This is a genomic window from Candidatus Woesearchaeota archaeon, assembly GCA_018675335.1.
In the GTDB taxonomy this organism is placed as follows: Archaea; Nanobdellota; Nanobdellia; order Woesearchaeales; family UBA11576; genus JABJCP01.
Map to the genome: position 1 here is coordinate 546,498 of JABGYH010000007.1, position 17,778 is coordinate 564,275.

At 29.6% G+C, this 17,778-nt stretch carries 13 protein-coding genes; 9 read left to right on the forward strand and 4 right to left on the reverse strand.

The window, feature by feature from the left end:
* The first annotated feature begins 28 nt into the window (after window positions 1-28).
* From rpl30p to HN587_06890, 5 genes are all read left to right on the forward strand, one after another.
* Entirely contained in the window at window positions 29-406 is a 378-nt protein-coding gene (gene rpl30p / locus HN587_06870; protein MBT7903558.1) for a 50S ribosomal protein L30, read from the forward strand.
* A 21-nt stretch (window positions 407-427) separates the two neighbouring features.
* Window positions 428-934 carry a 50S ribosomal protein L15 gene (locus HN587_06875; protein ID MBT7903559.1) on the forward strand — a complete coding sequence of 169 codons (507 nt, stop codon included), beginning with the start codon at window positions 428-430 and terminating at the stop codon, window positions 932-934.
* Entirely contained in the window at window positions 931-2,319 is a 1,389-nt protein-coding gene (gene secY / locus HN587_06880; protein ID MBT7903560.1) for a preprotein translocase subunit SecY, read from the forward strand. Before HN587_06875 ends, secY begins: the two co-directional genes overlap by 4 nt.
* A gap of 112 nt (window positions 2,320-2,431) precedes the next feature.
* On the forward strand, window positions 2,432-3,178 hold the full coding sequence (locus HN587_06885) for a DUF106 domain-containing protein (GenBank protein MBT7903561.1): 747 nt from the start codon (window positions 2,432-2,434) through the stop codon (window positions 3,176-3,178).
* 59 nt (window positions 3,179-3,237) lie between these two features.
* The gene (locus tag HN587_06890) at window positions 3,238-4,368 is read left to right on the forward strand and encodes a hypothetical protein (protein ID MBT7903562.1); all 1,131 of its coding nucleotides are present in this window, start codon (window positions 3,238-3,240) and stop codon (window positions 4,366-4,368) included.
* 65 nt (window positions 4,369-4,433) lie between these two features.
* Here the strand turns inward: HN587_06890 and HN587_06895 are convergent, their stop codons facing one another.
* From HN587_06895 to HN587_06910, 4 genes are all read right to left on the reverse strand, one after another.
* Window positions 4,434-5,636, reverse strand: coding sequence for an ABC transporter permease (locus HN587_06895; protein MBT7903563.1), 1,203 nt, complete (start codon window positions 5,634-5,636; stop codon window positions 4,434-4,436).
* A 61-nt stretch (window positions 5,637-5,697) separates the two neighbouring features.
* Window positions 5,698-6,915 carry an ABC transporter permease gene (locus HN587_06900; GenBank protein ID MBT7903564.1) on the reverse strand — a complete coding sequence of 406 codons (1,218 nt, stop codon included), beginning with the start codon at window positions 6,913-6,915 and terminating at the stop codon, window positions 5,698-5,700.
* Window positions 6,916-6,949: 34 nt separating this feature from the next.
* Window positions 6,950-8,254 (reverse strand): hypothetical protein, encoded by a 1,305-nt coding sequence (locus tag HN587_06905; GenBank protein ID MBT7903565.1) that lies wholly within the window; start codon window positions 8,252-8,254, stop codon window positions 6,950-6,952.
* Window positions 8,255-8,356: 102 nt separating this feature from the next.
* Window positions 8,357-9,079 (reverse strand): ABC transporter ATP-binding protein, encoded by a 723-nt coding sequence (locus HN587_06910; GenBank protein MBT7903566.1) that lies wholly within the window; start codon window positions 9,077-9,079, stop codon window positions 8,357-8,359.
* Between the two features lie 101 nt (window positions 9,080-9,180).
* Here HN587_06910 and HN587_06915 point away from each other — a divergent pair, with 101 nt between their 5' ends.
* The 4 genes from HN587_06915 to HN587_06930 all read left to right on the forward strand — a co-directional run.
* The gene (locus HN587_06915; protein MBT7903567.1) at window positions 9,181-9,810 is read left to right on the forward strand and encodes a hypothetical protein; all 630 of its coding nucleotides are present in this window, start codon (window positions 9,181-9,183) and stop codon (window positions 9,808-9,810) included.
* Window positions 9,811-9,820: 10 nt separating this feature from the next.
* Window positions 9,821-10,606, forward strand: a complete 786-nt coding sequence (locus HN587_06920; GenBank protein MBT7903568.1) for a hypothetical protein — start codon at window positions 9,821-9,823, stop codon at window positions 10,604-10,606.
* Between the two features lie 109 nt (window positions 10,607-10,715).
* Window positions 10,716-11,513, forward strand: a complete 798-nt coding sequence (locus HN587_06925) for a hypothetical protein (protein ID MBT7903569.1) — start codon at window positions 10,716-10,718, stop codon at window positions 11,511-11,513.
* A gap of 135 nt (window positions 11,514-11,648) precedes the next feature.
* Window positions 11,649-17,778: PQQ-binding-like beta-propeller repeat protein (locus tag HN587_06930; protein MBT7903570.1), on the forward strand; the 6,130-nt coding region annotated here is incomplete at its 3' end.

Consider the following 17,778-nt stretch of genomic DNA (forward strand, 5'->3'; position numbering starts at 1 on the left):
AACAGTTGCTGCTGGATCCAGTAAACCAATTAAACAATTAGTTGTAATTAGACTAAGAAGTATGATTCGTGCAACTGGTGATTTAAGACATGCAAATATGATTTTAGGATTAAATAGAAAAAACGCTGCAAAACTTGTTAATGACACTCCAAGTATGAGAGGAATGTTACAAAAACTTAAAGATTATATTACTTATGGTGAAATTGATTCAGAAACATTAAAATTATTGAAATCAACAAGAGCTGAAGTAGCATCAGACGGAACTGAAAAAAATTGTTATCGTTTACATCCTCCAAGAGGTGGTTTTGAGCGAAAAGGAACTAAAAAACCGTTTGGAATTGGTGGTGCTGCTGGCGATCGAAAAGAAAAAATTAATGATTTATTAAAACGGATGATTGATTTATAATTATGCTTAATAGAGGCTAAAATGGTTGTTAACAAAAGAAAAAAAGACACGCGACAAAGAGCTGGAACTACTCATGGTTATGGTTCAATGAAAAAGAATAGAGGCGCTGGTCATAGAGGTGGACGAGGTAATGCTGGTTCTGGAAAACGTGGAGACGCGAAAAAACCAAGATACTGGAAAAGTAAATACTTTGGAAAATCTGGATTTCATTCAGTACTTCGTAAAAATATTGTTGCAATCAACTTAAGATCACTAGAATTATCCTTAGAAAAATTTGTTTCTACTGGAATAATTGCAAAAAAAGGCGAAACATACACTATTGATTTGAATAAACTCGGATACAATAAACTTTTAGGAACTGGAAAAGCAACTAAAAAATTAAATATTACTGTGGACTATTGTAGTGCTAAAGCGCAACAAAAAGTGGAAGACGCAGGGGGAAAATTAGAAATTCTTGAACAATCTGTTCTTGAAAGCGCATCTGAGAGTAATTCGCCTGAAAAATCTGCTGAGGCCTCTGAAGAATGAGTTTATACAAAAAAATAGTTTATAATTTACCTGAAGTTGAAGGACCAACTCAAAAAAGACTTTCTTTTAAAGAGAAACTTAAATGGACATTAATTATACTTGTAGTTTTCTTTGTAATGGGACTAGTACCTTTATTTGGACTAGGACAAAATGCATTACAACAATTTGAATTTTTATCAATAATTCTTGGAGCAAGTTTTGGATCAATCATAAGTTTGGGAATTGGACCAATTGTTACAGGATCAATTGTATTACAGTTACTAAATGGTTCGGGAATAGTAAAATTTGATTTGAACTCTGTTGAAGGAAAAAAACTATTTCAAGGAACACAAAAAGTAATGTCAATATTCTTTATTATATTTGAAGCTGCAATTTATGTATTCATGGGCGGTCTTGCACCACCTGCAGAACTTGCTGGAACTGCGGCTTTTTTTAATTTTGAATTAATGTTAGTATTTCAATTAATTTTAGGTGGAATCTTAATTTTATTTATGGATGAAGTAGTAAGTAAATGGGGTTTTGGAAGTGGAGTAAGTTTATTTATCGCTGCAGGAGTATCTCAGTCTATATTTATTCGAGCATTATCCTTCTTGCCAAGTCCTACTAATCCTGAAATTGCAACGGGAGCAATTCCTGCATTATTTCAAAGTCTTGCTGCGGGAGATCCACAAACTGCTGGACTTATGCTTGCAGCAGTAGTATCAACAATACTAGTATTCGTTCTTTCAGTATATTCACAAGCAATGAAAGTTGAAATTCCATTAAGTTTTGGAAGAGTAAGAGGTCATGGAATTCGTTGGCCACTAAGTTTTATTTATACTTCAAACATCCCTGTAATTTTAGTTGCAGCACTTATGGCAAACGTGCAATTATTTGCGAGATTATTACAAAATTGGGGACATCCAATTCTTGGAGAATTCGTTGGAAACACTCCTTCAAGTGGACTTATTTATTGGTTATACGCACCAAACATAATTGAACGAATAATTCAAGGAAATTTAACTTGGGTGAATATTGGTCAAGCATCAGTATATATTTTATTCATGATTGGTGGTTGTGTATTATTCAGTATATTTTGGGTTCAAACTAGTGGGATGGACTCTAGATCACAAGCAAAAAATATTATGTCTAGTGGACTACAAATTCCAGGTTTTAGAAAAGATCAAAGAATTCTAGAAAGATTACTCGACAGATATATTGGTCCATTAACAATTATGGGTGCGATTGCAGTTGGAATACTTGCCGCAGTAGCAGATTTAAGCGGAGCGCTTGGAAATGGAACTGGAATTTTACTGGCAGTAATGATTGTTTACAAATTATATGAAGAAATTGCAAAACAACACATGATGGATATGCATCCCATGATGCGAAAATTCATGGAATAAGTTAGTTTTTTATTTTTTTTATAATTTTTCAAATTTTTATTTTTCAAATTTGTAAAGATTTTTTTTAAGTATTTTTTAAATTTATATTACAGTTGTAATTAATCAAAAAAAAATGGTATTTGAAAATTTATTGGATCCAGTATTTGCGCCATTATTAAATATTAATTCATTAGTCTCAGTTATAATTCTAGCTTTTATTATTTCAATTTTAATAACTCTGGTATACAAATATGTTACTGACCAGAATAAAATGAAAGAAATGAAAGACACTATGAAAAAGAATCAGAAAAAAATGAAAGAACTGAAAAATGATCCCGACAAGATGATGAAAGTTCAAAAAGAAACCATGCAGATAAACATGGAAATGATGAAACAATCGTTTAAACCAACAATCATAACTTTATTACCCATCATAATTATATTTGGCTGGTTAAATGCAAATTTAGCTTTAATGCCAATTCAACCAGGAGAACAATTTGATATAAATCTTGTTTTAGAAAAGGATGTTTCAGGAGATATATTGACAGTAGTTCCAAGTGGAGTTACAATTGTTGGATCTGATATAGTAACTATTAATAATCAAACAGCTAAATTTTCTTATTCAGGACAAGCTGGAGATTATCTCATAGAGTATAGGCTAGGTGAGCGAGTATATACAAAAGAGCTACGTATTAACGAAAATAGATACGCCCCACAATCAAAAAAAGTTGAAGATGGAACTGTTAAAGCAATAGTTACAGAACAATCAAAAAAAATTGTGTTAAATTTATTTGGGTGGAAACTTGGTTGGCTTGGAGTATACATCATTTTTTCATTAATATTTAGTCTTGGTTCAAGAAAATTACTTAAAGTACATTAGTTCTAAATGATCTAAATCAACTAATTTGATATGCCCAGTTATCAATATTTATTATTAAAATGAATCAATCCAATAAGTCGATAAACTCAGCTAATACTTCTTCAAATAATTTAAATTCTGACAAATTAAAACCCGTAATTTCTGAAATAGATTTAGACATATCTGAGAGTTGTAAAGAATTAATAAGCCAAGCCAATAAAGTTTATTTTGAAAATTTTGATGGGAAAACTTGGTTTGGAAGATGCATATTCTTAAGTTGGTATTGTGACGTTGGCACTTGTAAATTTTGTTATAGATCAACACAAAAAAGTCGTATTAAACACAAAGAAAATGCAAAACGATCAATTAGTAGCGTTATTGTTGAAACACTTCTCGCAAAAAAATTAGGGTGGAGAATTGAATTTTTAACTGGAGGATACAAAATCTTTGGCAAAGACAAATTAATTCAATTTGCAAAGATTGTAAGTACAATTTATGGTGAAAAAATTTGGTTAAATCTTGGAGCGTTATCAAAAGAAGATTTAAAATTATTTGAACCATATGTTAGTGGAATAGTATCTTCAATCGAAACAATAAATGAAGAATTACACAATCAAATTTGTCCAGATAAAGCAATACAACCATATGAAGATATGTTTGAAGATTGCACCTCTTCAGACTTTAAAGAAGAATTTAAAAAAAGTATGACTGTTGTGATTGGTCTTGGAGAAAAACAAGACCATTTTGAAGAACTTCAAAAGTTTATTTTTAAATATGATTTAGAACGAATTACTTTTTATGCACTAAAACCAGTATTAGGAACTCCATATGAAAAAGGACCGGCAACGCAAGATTATTGTTGGTGGATTGCAAAAACAAGAATTGCATTTCCTAAAATTGAAATTATTGCAGGAACTACTGCCAGACGAGTTGGGGAAGTAGAACTCGTTTTAAAATCTGGAGCTAATGCTATCACTAAATTTCCTGCAACAAAACAATTTGGAACTTCAAACGCACAATTATTAGAATCTCAAATAAGTAGTGCTGGACGAGAATTTGTGGGAACACTCACTAAATTTCCGACTGATTGGGACTATAAAAAAGAAATTGAAGAATTAAATTTAGTTGAATTGGGACTTGATGAAGAATTAAGGGCAGATATATTTGAAAAAATGAGAATTTATTTAGATCGAATGAAACCTAAACAGTAATTTAAGAATTCTGTTTTTTATTTGTTTTTTTATGTTGGCGCGTTAGGTTTATTATGATTCTCAGTTTATTCATATCTAAGCGCATCTGCAGTAATTAGTTTTGATGCTTGTTTTGCAGGTAGAACTCCGGATAATACTCCCACAATAAATGAAAATGCAAGTGCTCCTGCAAGTAGTTCCCATGAGAAATATGCTGTTAATAAAGTGATTCCTGCAGCATGAGATGCAAGTTCAACTAATTTACTCATGCCCATTCCAATCGCCACTCCAATAAGTCCTCCTGCAATACCTATAATTCCTGACTCAATTAAAAAAATAGAAAGAATATCTGAATTTCTAGCTCCAATTGCTTTCATGATTCCAATCTCTTGAGTTCTTTCTAAAACTGAAGTATACATTGTATTCATTATTCCAATTCCTCCAACTAAAAGAGAAATAATTGCAATGCCAATAAGAACTGCAGAAATAATATTAAAAATACTTGCAAATGATTCCATTAATTCTTCTGATGTTTGAACTGAAAAATCTTCTTCATCTTCTTCAAATCCTCGACTTTTTCTAAGCTTTTTTTCAATACCTTCAGCAACTGTTGCAATATTTACGCCGTCACTAACTTGAGCCATAACTATATCCAGATTATTTTTATCATTCATGATATCTCTTGCAACATCAATTGTTACTATTAGTTGACTATCATCTTGGGGGTTTCCAATTTGATCCATAAATCCTACAATTGTAAATTTTTTCCCTTCAACATTAATAGTATCTCCTGGACGAAGAGCTTTTTCAAAAAATTTACCTTCATATAACCAAATGCCTGCTATTGCTTTATATCTATCATTTTTTCTTAAATCACGACCATACTTAATTTTAAAATTTGACATACTTGAAAGTAATTCTTTAGTTTCATCTTGTGGCATTCCCGTTACGAACGTATATTTAGTTTCATCACCTAATTCAACTCGTAATGCTTTGTAAATAAATCCTCCCGCGCGCTTTACACCTTTAACACTTCGAATCTCATCAACATCATCATTTGTAAAAATTTTATCTCCTATTCCTAAAAAAGCAGCTTTATTCATGATCATAATTTTATCTACTCCCATTTGTTCAAATTGAGCTGTGACTGATTCTTGTAGGCCTTGACCGAGTGAGATTAAAGATACGATTGCTGCAATACCTATAAAAATGCCAATCATTGTAAGAAAAGTTCTTTTTTTTCTCGCTGTATAAGTCCTCAGCGCAATCATAAAATAATCTGAAATCATTTTTTTTAGTTTTTTTTTTTAGTTTTTGGGCTAATTTGGTTAGTTATTGTTTATTTACAATTTATTTCTTTTTTCTTAATGCATCAACAGGATGTAATTTTGAAGCTTGATATGCGGGTAGGACTCCACTAAGTGCACCCACACTAAATGAAAATAATAATGCCCCTGCAATTAATACAAAACTATAATTGGGGGTTAGAGTGACATCAAATGATCTTGCAGCAAGTTCTGCAGTTTTACCAAGTAACATTCCAATAATTACTCCCATAACTCCCCCTACAAATCCGAGTAAACCCGATTCAATTAAAAATAAATACATAACTGCTGAATTTCTAGCGCCTAATGATTTTAAAATACCAACTTCTTTTGTTCGTTCTAATACTGAAGTGTACATTGTATTCATGATTCCGATTCCTCCAACTAATAAAGAAATAGCTGCAATTCCCACAAGTACTGCTTGAATTACTTTTAAAAGTTGGTTAATTTGTTGAATTGTTTGAGCTGAAGTTTGAATAGAAAAATCTTCTTTATTCTCTTTAACTCCTCGATATTTTCGTAATTCTTTTTTAATTTTTTCAACAACTGTGTTAAGATCTTCTTTTTCTGAAACTTTACCGAAAATTAAATCAATGGTGTCTCCCGTATTAAACATTTCTTTAGCAGTTTTGAAAGGAATTCTAACCATTTGATTATGAACTCCTGTTCCTGATTTTGCTTGAGTTCCAATAACTCCAAATTCAATATTATTTATTAAAACAGTTCGCCCAGGTTCGATTGGTGATTCAAATGAATCTTCTGCAATATTATATCCTACTACAGTTTTATATTTATCATTTGGTTTAAAATTTCTACCAGTTCCAATATCCATAATTCCTAGTGCTTCATAATATTTTACTGCTTCTGAATCAATTGGCATTCCCCACATACTAAGAACTGTCGTTTGATCTTTATACTTAACTTGAACAGTTTTAGCAATAACTCCTCTTGCAAATTCAACTCCTGGAACATTTCTTACAATATCTATTTCTTTTTCAGATAAAGTACTCGCAGCAGCAGAACTACTTAATGGACCAAAAAAAGTTCCTCCTGGAACTATCATAATTCGTGTTTTTCCAATTTGTTCAAATTGAACATTTACTGCATCTTTCATTCCTTGAGATAATGCAATTAATGCAACTACTGCTGCAATTCCTACAAAAATACCTAAAATAGTAAGCCAACTTCTAAGACGGCGTCTAAGAAGATTATTCAGAGAAATAATAAAAAAATCTTTAATCATTTTGAAAATAAAAATTTATGAAAAATTTGACAGTTTATTCTGCCTCAAGTTTTTTACGTTTTTGACGATTTCTCCAGAAACGATAAGCTATGAAAACAACTATGATAATAATAATTGCACCAATAATAAGGCCACTATTATTTGATTTACCCTTTGTTTTTCCTTCATCATGTACTTTGAAAGTCACATCTTTATTCATGGAAAATTCTTGATTACGAATATCTTTAAAGGTTACTTCAACTGGAACTGTAACCATTCTATCTGAACTTAAATTTTTCAAATAAATTTCAAATTCTGAACTTTCATAATCATCAGAATCAATGTTTCCAATATAATCTGCACTGCTAGTTAAGACATCATATTTTTCGGAATCACCAATTGTAACATAAACAAATTTGATATCACTAACTCCTTTATTAATGAAATTAATAATTACATTACCTTTAGAATCTGTTTTAACAATTGAACTACTATCAAAATCAATAATTAGTTCGGGTGGGGCATTAACAATAACTCCAATCAAATCTTCTTTTGAATAAGATGTTTCTTGTTCATCTGAATAAGTTAATTGAATTGGGAGTTTGTATACTCGAGTCATTGCAGTAGGATATGCAATTAAATTATAATCTAATAATACTTCTTGACCGGGTTTTAGAGAAACAATTCTTTTTTGAGCAGAACTACCAATAGGTGCGAAAGGAAGCGCTTCATAATACGCATCTGCTTGAGTTGTGGTTACACGATCAAGAGTTGCATAAAATAAATCTAAATCAATTGTGATATCTTTCATTAACGAATCTGCTAAATTTTTAATTTTAAGTTGAAGACTAAATTCTTGACCTGGAAGAATTTCTTTTGGTTCAGTAATTGCAGATGTAATCATAACCGCAGCATCCACTGATTGAATTCTAACTGCATATGAATCAAGAGTTGACCATTCACCGCCATTAATTCTAAATCTTAATTTGATTTTATTAGTTCCTTCAACCGCATCTTCACTTACGAGTAATTTATAATACAAAATAACTTTATCATCATCTAACTGTGCGGGACCAAGCGAGCCTAAATTTTTAATAGGATTACTTCCAGGCATTGTAGAAAATGGAAATTCTGGAACAATTTGAAATTCAACATTATCTGCAGATTCTCCACCTAAGTTTTCAACCATCCATCTTAATTCAATATAACTTCCTGGTTCTGCAGGATCTGGATCTTGACTAATCATAGTTGTTTTTAGGTGAGCCCAATTACCAATACTAGTTAAATCAGACATGCTAGTAGCTGAAACAACTGACACTAGTAATAATGCGATGACATAGAATAATATTGATTTTTTCATTTAAACTTCCCCTTTTTAGACTTCGGTTAAATTGTTTGGTTTATTAGTAATAATTATTAATTTTTATTTATTAACTTATTGGTTATTTATGCTATGTTTTAATCATTTTTTCTTTGTTGAAATGATTTCTCCATCTTTTAACATTTCCATTCTGTCTGCTAGTTTACCAACATCTGAATCATGAGTTACAATAATTAATGTTTTACCTTCTTGTCTATTTAGGTCTTTTAGCATTTTCATAACTTCTTTACCAGTTTTTGAATCTAAATTTCCTGTAGGTTCATCTGCTAAAATAATTTCAGGATCATTACAAAGCGCTCTTGCAATTGCAACTCTTTGTTGTTCGCCACCACTTAATTCAGATGGCTTGTGAAACATACGATGTTTGAGTTTTACTAATCCTAATAGTTTTGCTGCACGTTTTTCGCGTTTAGTTTGACTAATTCCTTGAAAAATCATTGGTAAAGTTACATTTTCAAGTGCTGTTAGAGTTGAAATAAGATTGAATTGTTGAAAAATAAACCCAATTGTTTTACCTCTTATTTGGGCAAGATCTGATTCTTCCAAATGAGCAATATTTTGGCCACTCAAAAAAATCTTTCCTTTTGTGGGAATGTCTAAACAACCAACCATATTCATTGTTGTAGATTTTCCACTTCCGCTAGGACCCATGATTGATACAAATTCTCCTTTATTAATATCAAGATTAAGACCTTTAACTGCAGGAACTTCTACTTCACCCATTTTATAAATTTTCCAAACATTTTCTAATCTAATTATTGGCGTTTGCGAGGTTTTAGATTTAGTTTTTGTGACCCTCTTCATAATAAAGATAAAAACAATTTTCTTTTTAAATACTTTTGGGTATTTTAATATGGTTTATTTCATAGAAAATATTATAAATCAAGCATTTATCCTTCTAAATCATGTCTCGAATAAGAAAACACAAAATTGGTAAAGATACATCAACTAAACGGAAACGAAGAAAACTTAGAAAAGAAACAGTCTGGACTATGATTTTTGCAGGGGTATTATTCATATCGGTAGTTGGAATGATGTTTGGTGGAGTTAGTCATAATCCTGATGATTATGTTTACAAACAACAAAAATTTACTAGAACAAATCAAGGTTGGATGACTAATGTTGATGGCGCATCTTTAAGATTTGATTTTTTTCCAGGAGACATAGAACAAATTAACATAAGCTCAGATGTTTTTGAAACATTAAAATCAAAAAAAGTTATTTGGTTAACATTTAATCCTGCAACAAAAGATTTGCAAACCATGGAATTAACTAGATTTGAACTTGGAAATTTATTTTCAACTCATCTTGGAACTTACATTAGTGGTGGAATAACTCAAGACAATTTGGATTATTCACTTCCAATAATAAATTGCATAAATGCAACTCCTGAAATTCCAGTTATATTACTTGAAACTGCGAATCAATCAAGTGTCGAAAAAATAGGGGATTGCATACAGATTAAAGGAACAAGTAATGGGATAATTGCAATCAAAGATAGAATCGCATATCAAATGCTTGGAATTATGGAATAAATTTTAAAAAATGGTTACTCAAAAAAATAAAAATGCAAAGAAAAAAACTTCTAAACCTGTTAAGGTTGAAGATGCAGCTAAAAAAAAACCATTAGTTAAAACTCGCGAGAAAAAAAGTTTTAAACCTGAGGACGAATTAGAAAAAATTGATTCTAAAAAAGAAACTCGTAAACTCATGGTTGTATTAAGCATATTAGTATTATGTTTTGTGGCATTTGTGGTAATAAGAATTGCATCTGTCGAAGATCCAGTTATAAAAACAATAGATGATTTACATGCTGAAAATTTGCGTGGAGAACTTGATTTGGAATTAGGTTATATGTATGAAGGATATAGTTTCGTAAATTTTGAAGGTATGTGGTATACTCAAGCAAAACTTGGAAACACTATTTATGATTTAGTGTTTAATCACGGACCTAAAGAGTTAGAGCACATAACTGTAGAAGGAGAACTTGACTCAACATTTTTTGATGATCATAAATTTGCAATCACATTTGATTCGAACGCGACTAACTTAAAACATATTGCAGTTGCTAATGGTGGGTTTAGTATCAGTCTTACGAAAGCATTCGGTTATTCGTTAGAAGCTGGCTGTACTACTCATGATGATTTAGGATGTCAATCAAAACCTGCAATTAATTGTGGTGACGAAAATCGATCTGTAATTTATTTTAAAGATGCGACACCTACAAAAATAATTTATTCAGGAAAATGCATTACATTACAAGGACAGAATGATGAAATTGTAAAGGCTAAGGATAAATTATTGATGCGATGGTATAAATTAAATGATTGATTTTTCTATTTTTTTTTGAATTTTTTTGTTAGTATATTTTATTTAGAATTTTTTAGAAACGTTTTTAAATATTGGTTTCTTTAAGTGTATTAAAAGAGGTGTGTTTAGTATGTTAGATTTGTCAGAACTAGTACCATTAACTGAAGAATTATTTTATATTCTACTTTTTGTAATAATTGTGATTGGAATTAGTATTATACTTTTATTATATTTAAGACGAAAAAAAATCGAACGAAACTTAGCTGATAATTTAAAATCTGACAAAACTAATGTTTCATCGTCAATTTCTCAACCTGAATTAGATACTGCGTCCAAGCAGGAAATTGTTTCAGTTACAAAATCAAATAAAATTAATTTAAACAAATTAGAGATATTAATTTATGAATTAATGACTGAAGGTAATAGTCGAGAAGATATAAAACAACAGCTTTCATATGAGTGGTCTGAAAAAAATATTGAGACAATATTTGTTAGATTAGACTCTACCATTGCAGTTGCTAAAAAATTATTCGGAGTGGGAAAACTTGATTTTGAAGTTAAACAAAAATTAATCGTGCAAGGAAACAAACCTGAATTAGTTGGAGCAACGTTTTCACAATTGAATGTTGAAAAGTCTAGTTCTGATTCGGATATGCCTAAAAACACCATAATAAAACCGCTAGTTGTTAAAGTTGCAAAAATTGCGGAAAGAATAAAACAAGGACATGTAAATCGTGCACAGTCCGAAGAAGAGTTAATTAAACTTGTTGAACAAGATTTAAATGTGAAAAATGAAGTTAAATTGGTTTTTAATACAATTAAGCTGTTAAAGCAAAAAGGTTTAACAAAGAATCAATTAAGAGAACTTTTGGTGCGTCAAGAATGGTCAAAAGAAAGTGCTGATAAGTTGTTATATTGGGAGTTTTGAGATTAAACAAATTTAAGTATTAAGTTTAAACCATGTATGATCTAACTTTAATATTAATTTGGGCTGCAGACTTGTTTATTATTAATTAAAATAATCAAAAGGTTTTTATATATTATAAAATAATTTTAATATAAAATGAAAAGAGGTAGTTTTATTTTAGTTCTATTAAGTATATTATTTGTTTTAGCGTCAGCAAGTGTTATTGCTATTAGTAGTTCTTCAAGTTCAACATCTGAATGGACTATGTTTGGACGAGATTCATATCATGCAAGTTATTATCCCGCAATGTTTAATTTAACAAAATTAGATTTGATGTGGAATTATTCTACTGGTTCTTCAGTTATTTCTAGTCCTGCAATAAAAAATGATATGTTATATGTGGGAAGTTTAGATAATAAATTTTACGCAATTAATGTTTCCGATGGACAACAAATTTGGAACTATACTTCAGGTGGAGAAATTTGGTCAAGTCCTGCAATTGCAGGAGATATTATTTATTTTGGGAGTGCAGATAACAAACTATATGCGCTAAATACAACTAATGGTGATGAGATTTGGAATTATTCCGCATTAGGTGCAATTTATTCATCTCCAGTAGTTTATGGTGATTTAATTTATTTTGGCGCTCGCGATTATCGGATGTATGGACTATATTTAAACGGTTCAAGAAATTGGCGGAATTCAGTTTCAGGATCATATATTGATTCATCTCCAATTGCGACATCTACAGGATTATACGCTTGTGCATATAATAAATTACATAAACTTAATTTAGGCACGGGAAGTTCTGAATGGGGGAGTCCACCTTCTGTAACCTGTGGATATGAATTAGGATCTAGTCCAGTATATTATGGTTCGCAAGATAGGATATTTGTTGGAAGTTCTTCAGGGGGAACATATTCTTATGATTATTTTAGTGCTAGTCCTGCCCAAACTTGGTCTACTGGAGTAACCAAATCTTCTCCAAGTATTAAAGCTAGTTACATATATGTTTCAGGCGGAACAACGGTATATTCCTATTTTTATTCAGATCCAAATCCTACTTGGCAAACAGATATAGGTTCTTCTGTTGTTGGAAATATTGCATTAACAAGTAATTTATTATTTGTTGGAACTACTGATGGATATGTTCATGCACTAAATATTACTAATGGGGATACGGTTTGGAATTATTCTATTGGTTCAAGTATTAATTCATCTCCAGTTATTGCAGATGATACATTATATGTTGGAGCAGATAATGGTAAAATTTATGCATTCAAAGCAGGTTATTACGTTGATCCAACTGCGCCAATTATTAGTGAATTAATAAATACAACAACTAACGATACTGCAACAATAAACTTCAGTACTGATGATTTAACCAACGCAACGATTAAATATGGACTTGATATTCAACTTGATTTAGGTGTTGTTGTTGAAGAATCATTTTTAAATATTCAAAATATTGTTATTCTTAATTTAATTAATTCAACATTATATCATTACAAGATTACGAGTTGTAATGATGATGGACTTTGCACTAATTCAAGTATTTATAATTTTACTACTCAAGAAAATGAACCTCCAACATATTCTGCTAACATAACTGATCCAAGCAATGAAGTTGGCGATGTGCAGACCAATACCACTTTTATTTTTAACATAACTAACAATGGTACTGCAACAGGAGTTAATTATACATTTTCAGCATTAAATATTGGTGGGGCGGATGTTTCAGAACTTAATAAAACTTCAGCAATCATAAATTCTGGTGAGTCAACATTAGTTTCATTAAAAACTGGATCTTTAACCGAAGGGTTTTTTTACTTTAATTTTACAGTTACTAGTTCTGATAACAGTTCAATAAATGAAACAATACAAGTACTACTAACTGTCAAAGCAGTTCCTGGGATGGTTATTGATTCTTCAGGAAGTTATGATTTAAGTCAGGATGTTTTAAGCGAAGGAGTCGGAGTTCAAATACTTTCAAGCGATGTTATTTTAGATTGTCAAAATAATCAAATTAATTATAGTAATTCTGTATTTAATACGAATTATTTTGGTATTGAAATAGAAGAAGGTCTAGATAATATCACAATACAAAATTGCGTAATAAATCAAATGAATGAAAGTAATTCTAATGCGGATGGAATTGTTATTATGTCTGATGATGTAATTATAATTAATAATAGTATTTTTGTTTCTGGTTCTAATGGAATTGTTTTGGATGATTTTGTTTCAGAAACAATAATTTCAAATAATCAAATTAATAATACTGGAGATATTTCGGGATATGGAATTGAATTAAATTCCCAAAATCAAAATAATTCATTAATTAATAATAATATTTCGAGATTTACTAATGCGTTTAAAGTAAGTTCTCCTGCTGATAAAAATTTTCTTAAATATTTTACGGAGTATGCAGCTATTGAGTGGAATCAAACTGATATTACTATTGTTGGCGATTTTATTTTAAATGAAGATTTGATTTTAGATAATAATAACATAACTTTTTTTAAAGATGAAAATAAAATAAATTTAAATTCATCTTCAATATTATCTTTATATAATTTGAATTATCCAACTGCGCCACAATTTTTTAGGGATGGAGTTGATTGTGGTAGCACTAATGATTGTAATTTAAGTTACTTGGAAAATATTATTTTTGCAAATGTATCATCTACCATGCATTCATTCATAACTGGATTTGGGTGCTCCGAATTAACTTCAAATTTAACATTAACTAATGATGTTTCATCCAATAACACTTGTTTTAACATTCAAACGGAAGGAGTTGTATTAGATTGTGCTAATCATACCATAATTTATTCTAATGATGGAGGGTTTGGTTATGGAATTAACATAAGTGCATCTAATGTCGAAATTAAAAATTGCAAAATCATAGAAGGTCAAGTTACAGGCACATCAGGAAAATATGGAATTTTTAGTTTAAATTCAGATAATTTAATTTTAGAAAACAATAATATAACCACAGTAAGTATGTATGCGTCTGGAATTAATTTGTTAAGTTCAGGACATAATCTAGTTTTTGCAAACGCTATTAATACTTCTGGAAGTAACGCAATTGGTGTAATTTCTTCATCTGCTCAAGATATCAATAATACTATTAATTACAACACAATTATTACTAGTGGATCTTTTGCATATCCAATTTTAGTTGAAGCACCAAATAATATTATTGAACATAATGTGTTAATATCAACAGGTGCAAATTCTCACGCGATTTGTGAATTTAATTCAGGAGTCAATTCAGATGATTTGTTAATAAATAATAATTCGATCTTTACTTCAAATTCAGGGTATGGAATATATTTATCTAAAATGTCAACTGAAAATGTAATTATAACTGATAATGTGATAGAAACTAATTATTCTTTAGCAAATGGAATTCATCTTAAAGGAGGGAGTAATTCAGTCAATAATCAAGTGGATAATAATACTATTAATATTTATGGAACAAATTCGATTGCTATTTTTGGAGATTTTAGATACACAAATATTTCAAATAATGTCATAAATTCTGCTGCCACAATTTCTACAGGTATTAAATTAGATAGTGATTCTGATTTTAATAATATTTGGTTTAATGAAATAAATTTAACTCAAGCATCCTCCACAGGAATTAATGTATACTTTTCAGATGGTAATTTAATTAATCAAAATAATCTAATTATTCCCGGATCTAATTCGTATGGTATTTATCTTTTTTCTGCGCAAAAAAATTCGCTTGAAAATAATTTAATTGAAACTACTAGTTTTTCAATATATGATAATTATGCTGGATATTATAATATTGTATTATTTAATAATTCTTTTGCTCAAATTTTTGTGAATAAAACAAATTTAACTACTCAGTTAAATCTTTCTCAAAATACAATTTATCTTGAACAAGGGAATTTAGGAATTATTGATAGTGATAAAATGCAGCAATTAAATGGTTCTGCCACAATACAATTAAGAAATCTAACTGAGTTTAATGAAACTCCTTTGTTTTTAAAAAATGGCGAGGTTTGTGATGATATTAATATGTGCAATATTTCTTGGAATAATGATTCTAAAATTTTAACTGCTAATGTATCTAGTTTTAGTAATTATTCAGTCCCAATTATTATTTCTGCATATGATGGTTGTGACTTTATTATTGATAGTTGTCAAGATTTAGATTCTTTAGGAGTTTATTGTTTAAATGAATCAGTAATTTCTGATTCAACTTGTTTTAATGTTTTGAGTGATAATATTGGATTGAATTGTTTACAAAATAAAATAAATTATTCTATGCAAAATATTCTTGGTTATGGTGTTAATGTTACGGGATATGATAATGTGACTGTTAAAAATTGTATCATAACTGAAAATTCAATTACTCCAAATTATAAGTATGCAATATATTTATCAAATTCCAATAATAATTCAATTGATAATAACTCTATTTTAACAATTGGTCAGTTTTCATATGGATTTAAACTTGAAAGTGTTGATGATTCTATATTTTTGAATAATTTAATTAATTCTTCGGGGAGTTATGGACGAGGAATTGTGCCCTCCTCTTGTGTTAATGATTCTTTTTTTAATAATATAATTTATTCCGCATCTAATTCAGTTATGTCTTCTGGTAGCATATCTAATTTTTTGAATTTTTCAAATAATTATTTTGATAAATTTTTGACGGTAAAAAGTGATAATTTATTCTTTTTTAATAATACTATTAATAATTCAGTAACAGGATTAACCATTTCTGATTCTGAATTTCCAGTTGTTAAAAATAATTCATTTTATCCATCGACTGCGCATTCAACTGCAATAAGTCTTGATGAATCTGCGTTCGGGTTATTTTTAGGTAATAATTTTCATTCTAATTCTGCGCTTAAAATAAGTAGTGCATCGTCACCATCAATTTATTTAAATCACACTTTTTTAGATAATAATCATAACCAAAAAGATATAAAATATGATTTTGGAATGCAGGATCAAATAATTTTAGAAAATCAAAATTTAACTGATATTTATTCTGAGATTTTTTGCGCATACTGTTTAAATGTAACTTATTCAAATATTACTTTTAATTCAGGATCATTTTATTTGTTATATTCAGAAAATTCTCAAATAATAAATTCAGATTTTAACTTTAATAAAACAATGCTTTATTCAATTTATAATATGTTGTTTCAAAAATCATCTAATAATTTAGTTTATAATAATTCAATATATTTGACTGCAGTAGCTTCATCTGCATTTAAACTGGTTGAAGAGTCAGAGAATAATAATTTCACTCAAAATATTTTGCAAACGAATGCTAGTTCTGCAAAATTAATAGATATTGATTCAAGTTCAAGTAACAATAATTTTATTTTTAATACATTTTTGACAAATGCATCATCTACTCAAACTATCTATCTCAAATCTCGCGAAAATTTAATTAGATCAAATAATATTACTACAATTCAAACTACTAGTCCTGGAATTTACGTTTCTAATTGGGATAACTTGGTTGATAATAATTCTATTTTGACTCAAGGAGGGTCGGCTCATGGAGTTTTAATTGGCGACTATGCTTATTATAATAATTTTACAAATAATTCTGTATCTACATTAGGTGATGAATCTTATGGTTTTTATGGTGATTTGGATTCTAATTCGATATATGAAAATAATCAAATTTATACTTTCGGAGTTGACTCTTGGGGAATTTATATTGATTGGAGAAATGCGACTTTAATTAATAATTTAATTAATTCCTCATCAAATTCGATATTTTTAAACCCCATAGATTATTCAGTTTTAATTTATAATAATTCTAATGGTTCAATTAGGTGGAATTTTACTGATGCAACTGTTGAACCAAATTTAATTATTGGAGAATCTATTTTTTTAGAACAAAATAATTTAGGAATTAGTAGTTTTCATAATTCCACCTGGCTTAATACAACTGCTGAAATCACTTTTCATAATTTGCCTGAATGGATAAATGAATCAATTGAGTTATGGGAAAATAATCAAACAAGATGTGATAACGAATCAAGTTGCAATATAACTTATTATGACGGAACTGAAGGAATGTTGATTGCAAACGTAAGTCATTTTAGTAATTATACTGTTAGAGGAGACGGTGCAGAAATTACTATTGAATATGATTTGCCTAGTGTGGGTAGTTGGTATTTGATTAGTGTTCCTGTTGAGGTGGATAGTTTGGCTGTTACTGATTTGTTTGGTGATTTGTCGGGTAGTTATCAGGTTTGGGGTTGGAATGATGGTTGGGTTTTGA

Bases quoted from the DNA above. Each gene is read 5' to 3' on its own strand.
- HN587_06895 (MBT7903563.1), bottom strand. From the start codon at position 5,636: ATGATTTCAGATTATTTTATGATTGCGCTGAGGACTTATACAGCGAGA.
- HN587_06925 (MBT7903569.1), top strand. From the start codon at position 10,716: ATGTTAGATTTGTCAGAACTAGTACCATTAACTGAAGAATTATTTTAT.
- HN587_06890 (MBT7903562.1), top strand. From the start codon at position 3,238: ATGAATCAATCCAATAAGTCGATAAACTCAGCTAATACTTCTTCAAAT.
- HN587_06910 (MBT7903566.1), bottom strand. From the start codon at position 9,079: ATGAAGAGGGTCACAAAAACTAAATCTAAAACCTCGCAAACGCCAATA.
- HN587_06905 (MBT7903565.1), bottom strand. From the start codon at position 8,254: ATGAAAAAATCAATATTATTCTATGTCATCGCATTATTACTAGTGTCA.
- secY (MBT7903560.1), top strand. From the start codon at position 931: ATGAGTTTATACAAAAAAATAGTTTATAATTTACCTGAAGTTGAAGGA.
- HN587_06920 (MBT7903568.1), top strand. From the start codon at position 9,821: ATGGTTACTCAAAAAAATAAAAATGCAAAGAAAAAAACTTCTAAACCT.
- HN587_06915 (MBT7903567.1), top strand. From the start codon at position 9,181: ATGTCTCGAATAAGAAAACACAAAATTGGTAAAGATACATCAACTAAA.
- HN587_06875 (MBT7903559.1), top strand. From the start codon at position 428: ATGGTTGTTAACAAAAGAAAAAAAGACACGCGACAAAGAGCTGGAACT.
- HN587_06900 (MBT7903564.1), bottom strand. From the start codon at position 6,915: ATGATTAAAGATTTTTTTATTATTTCTCTGAATAATCTTCTTAGACGC.
- HN587_06885 (MBT7903561.1), top strand. From the start codon at position 2,432: ATGGTATTTGAAAATTTATTGGATCCAGTATTTGCGCCATTATTAAAT.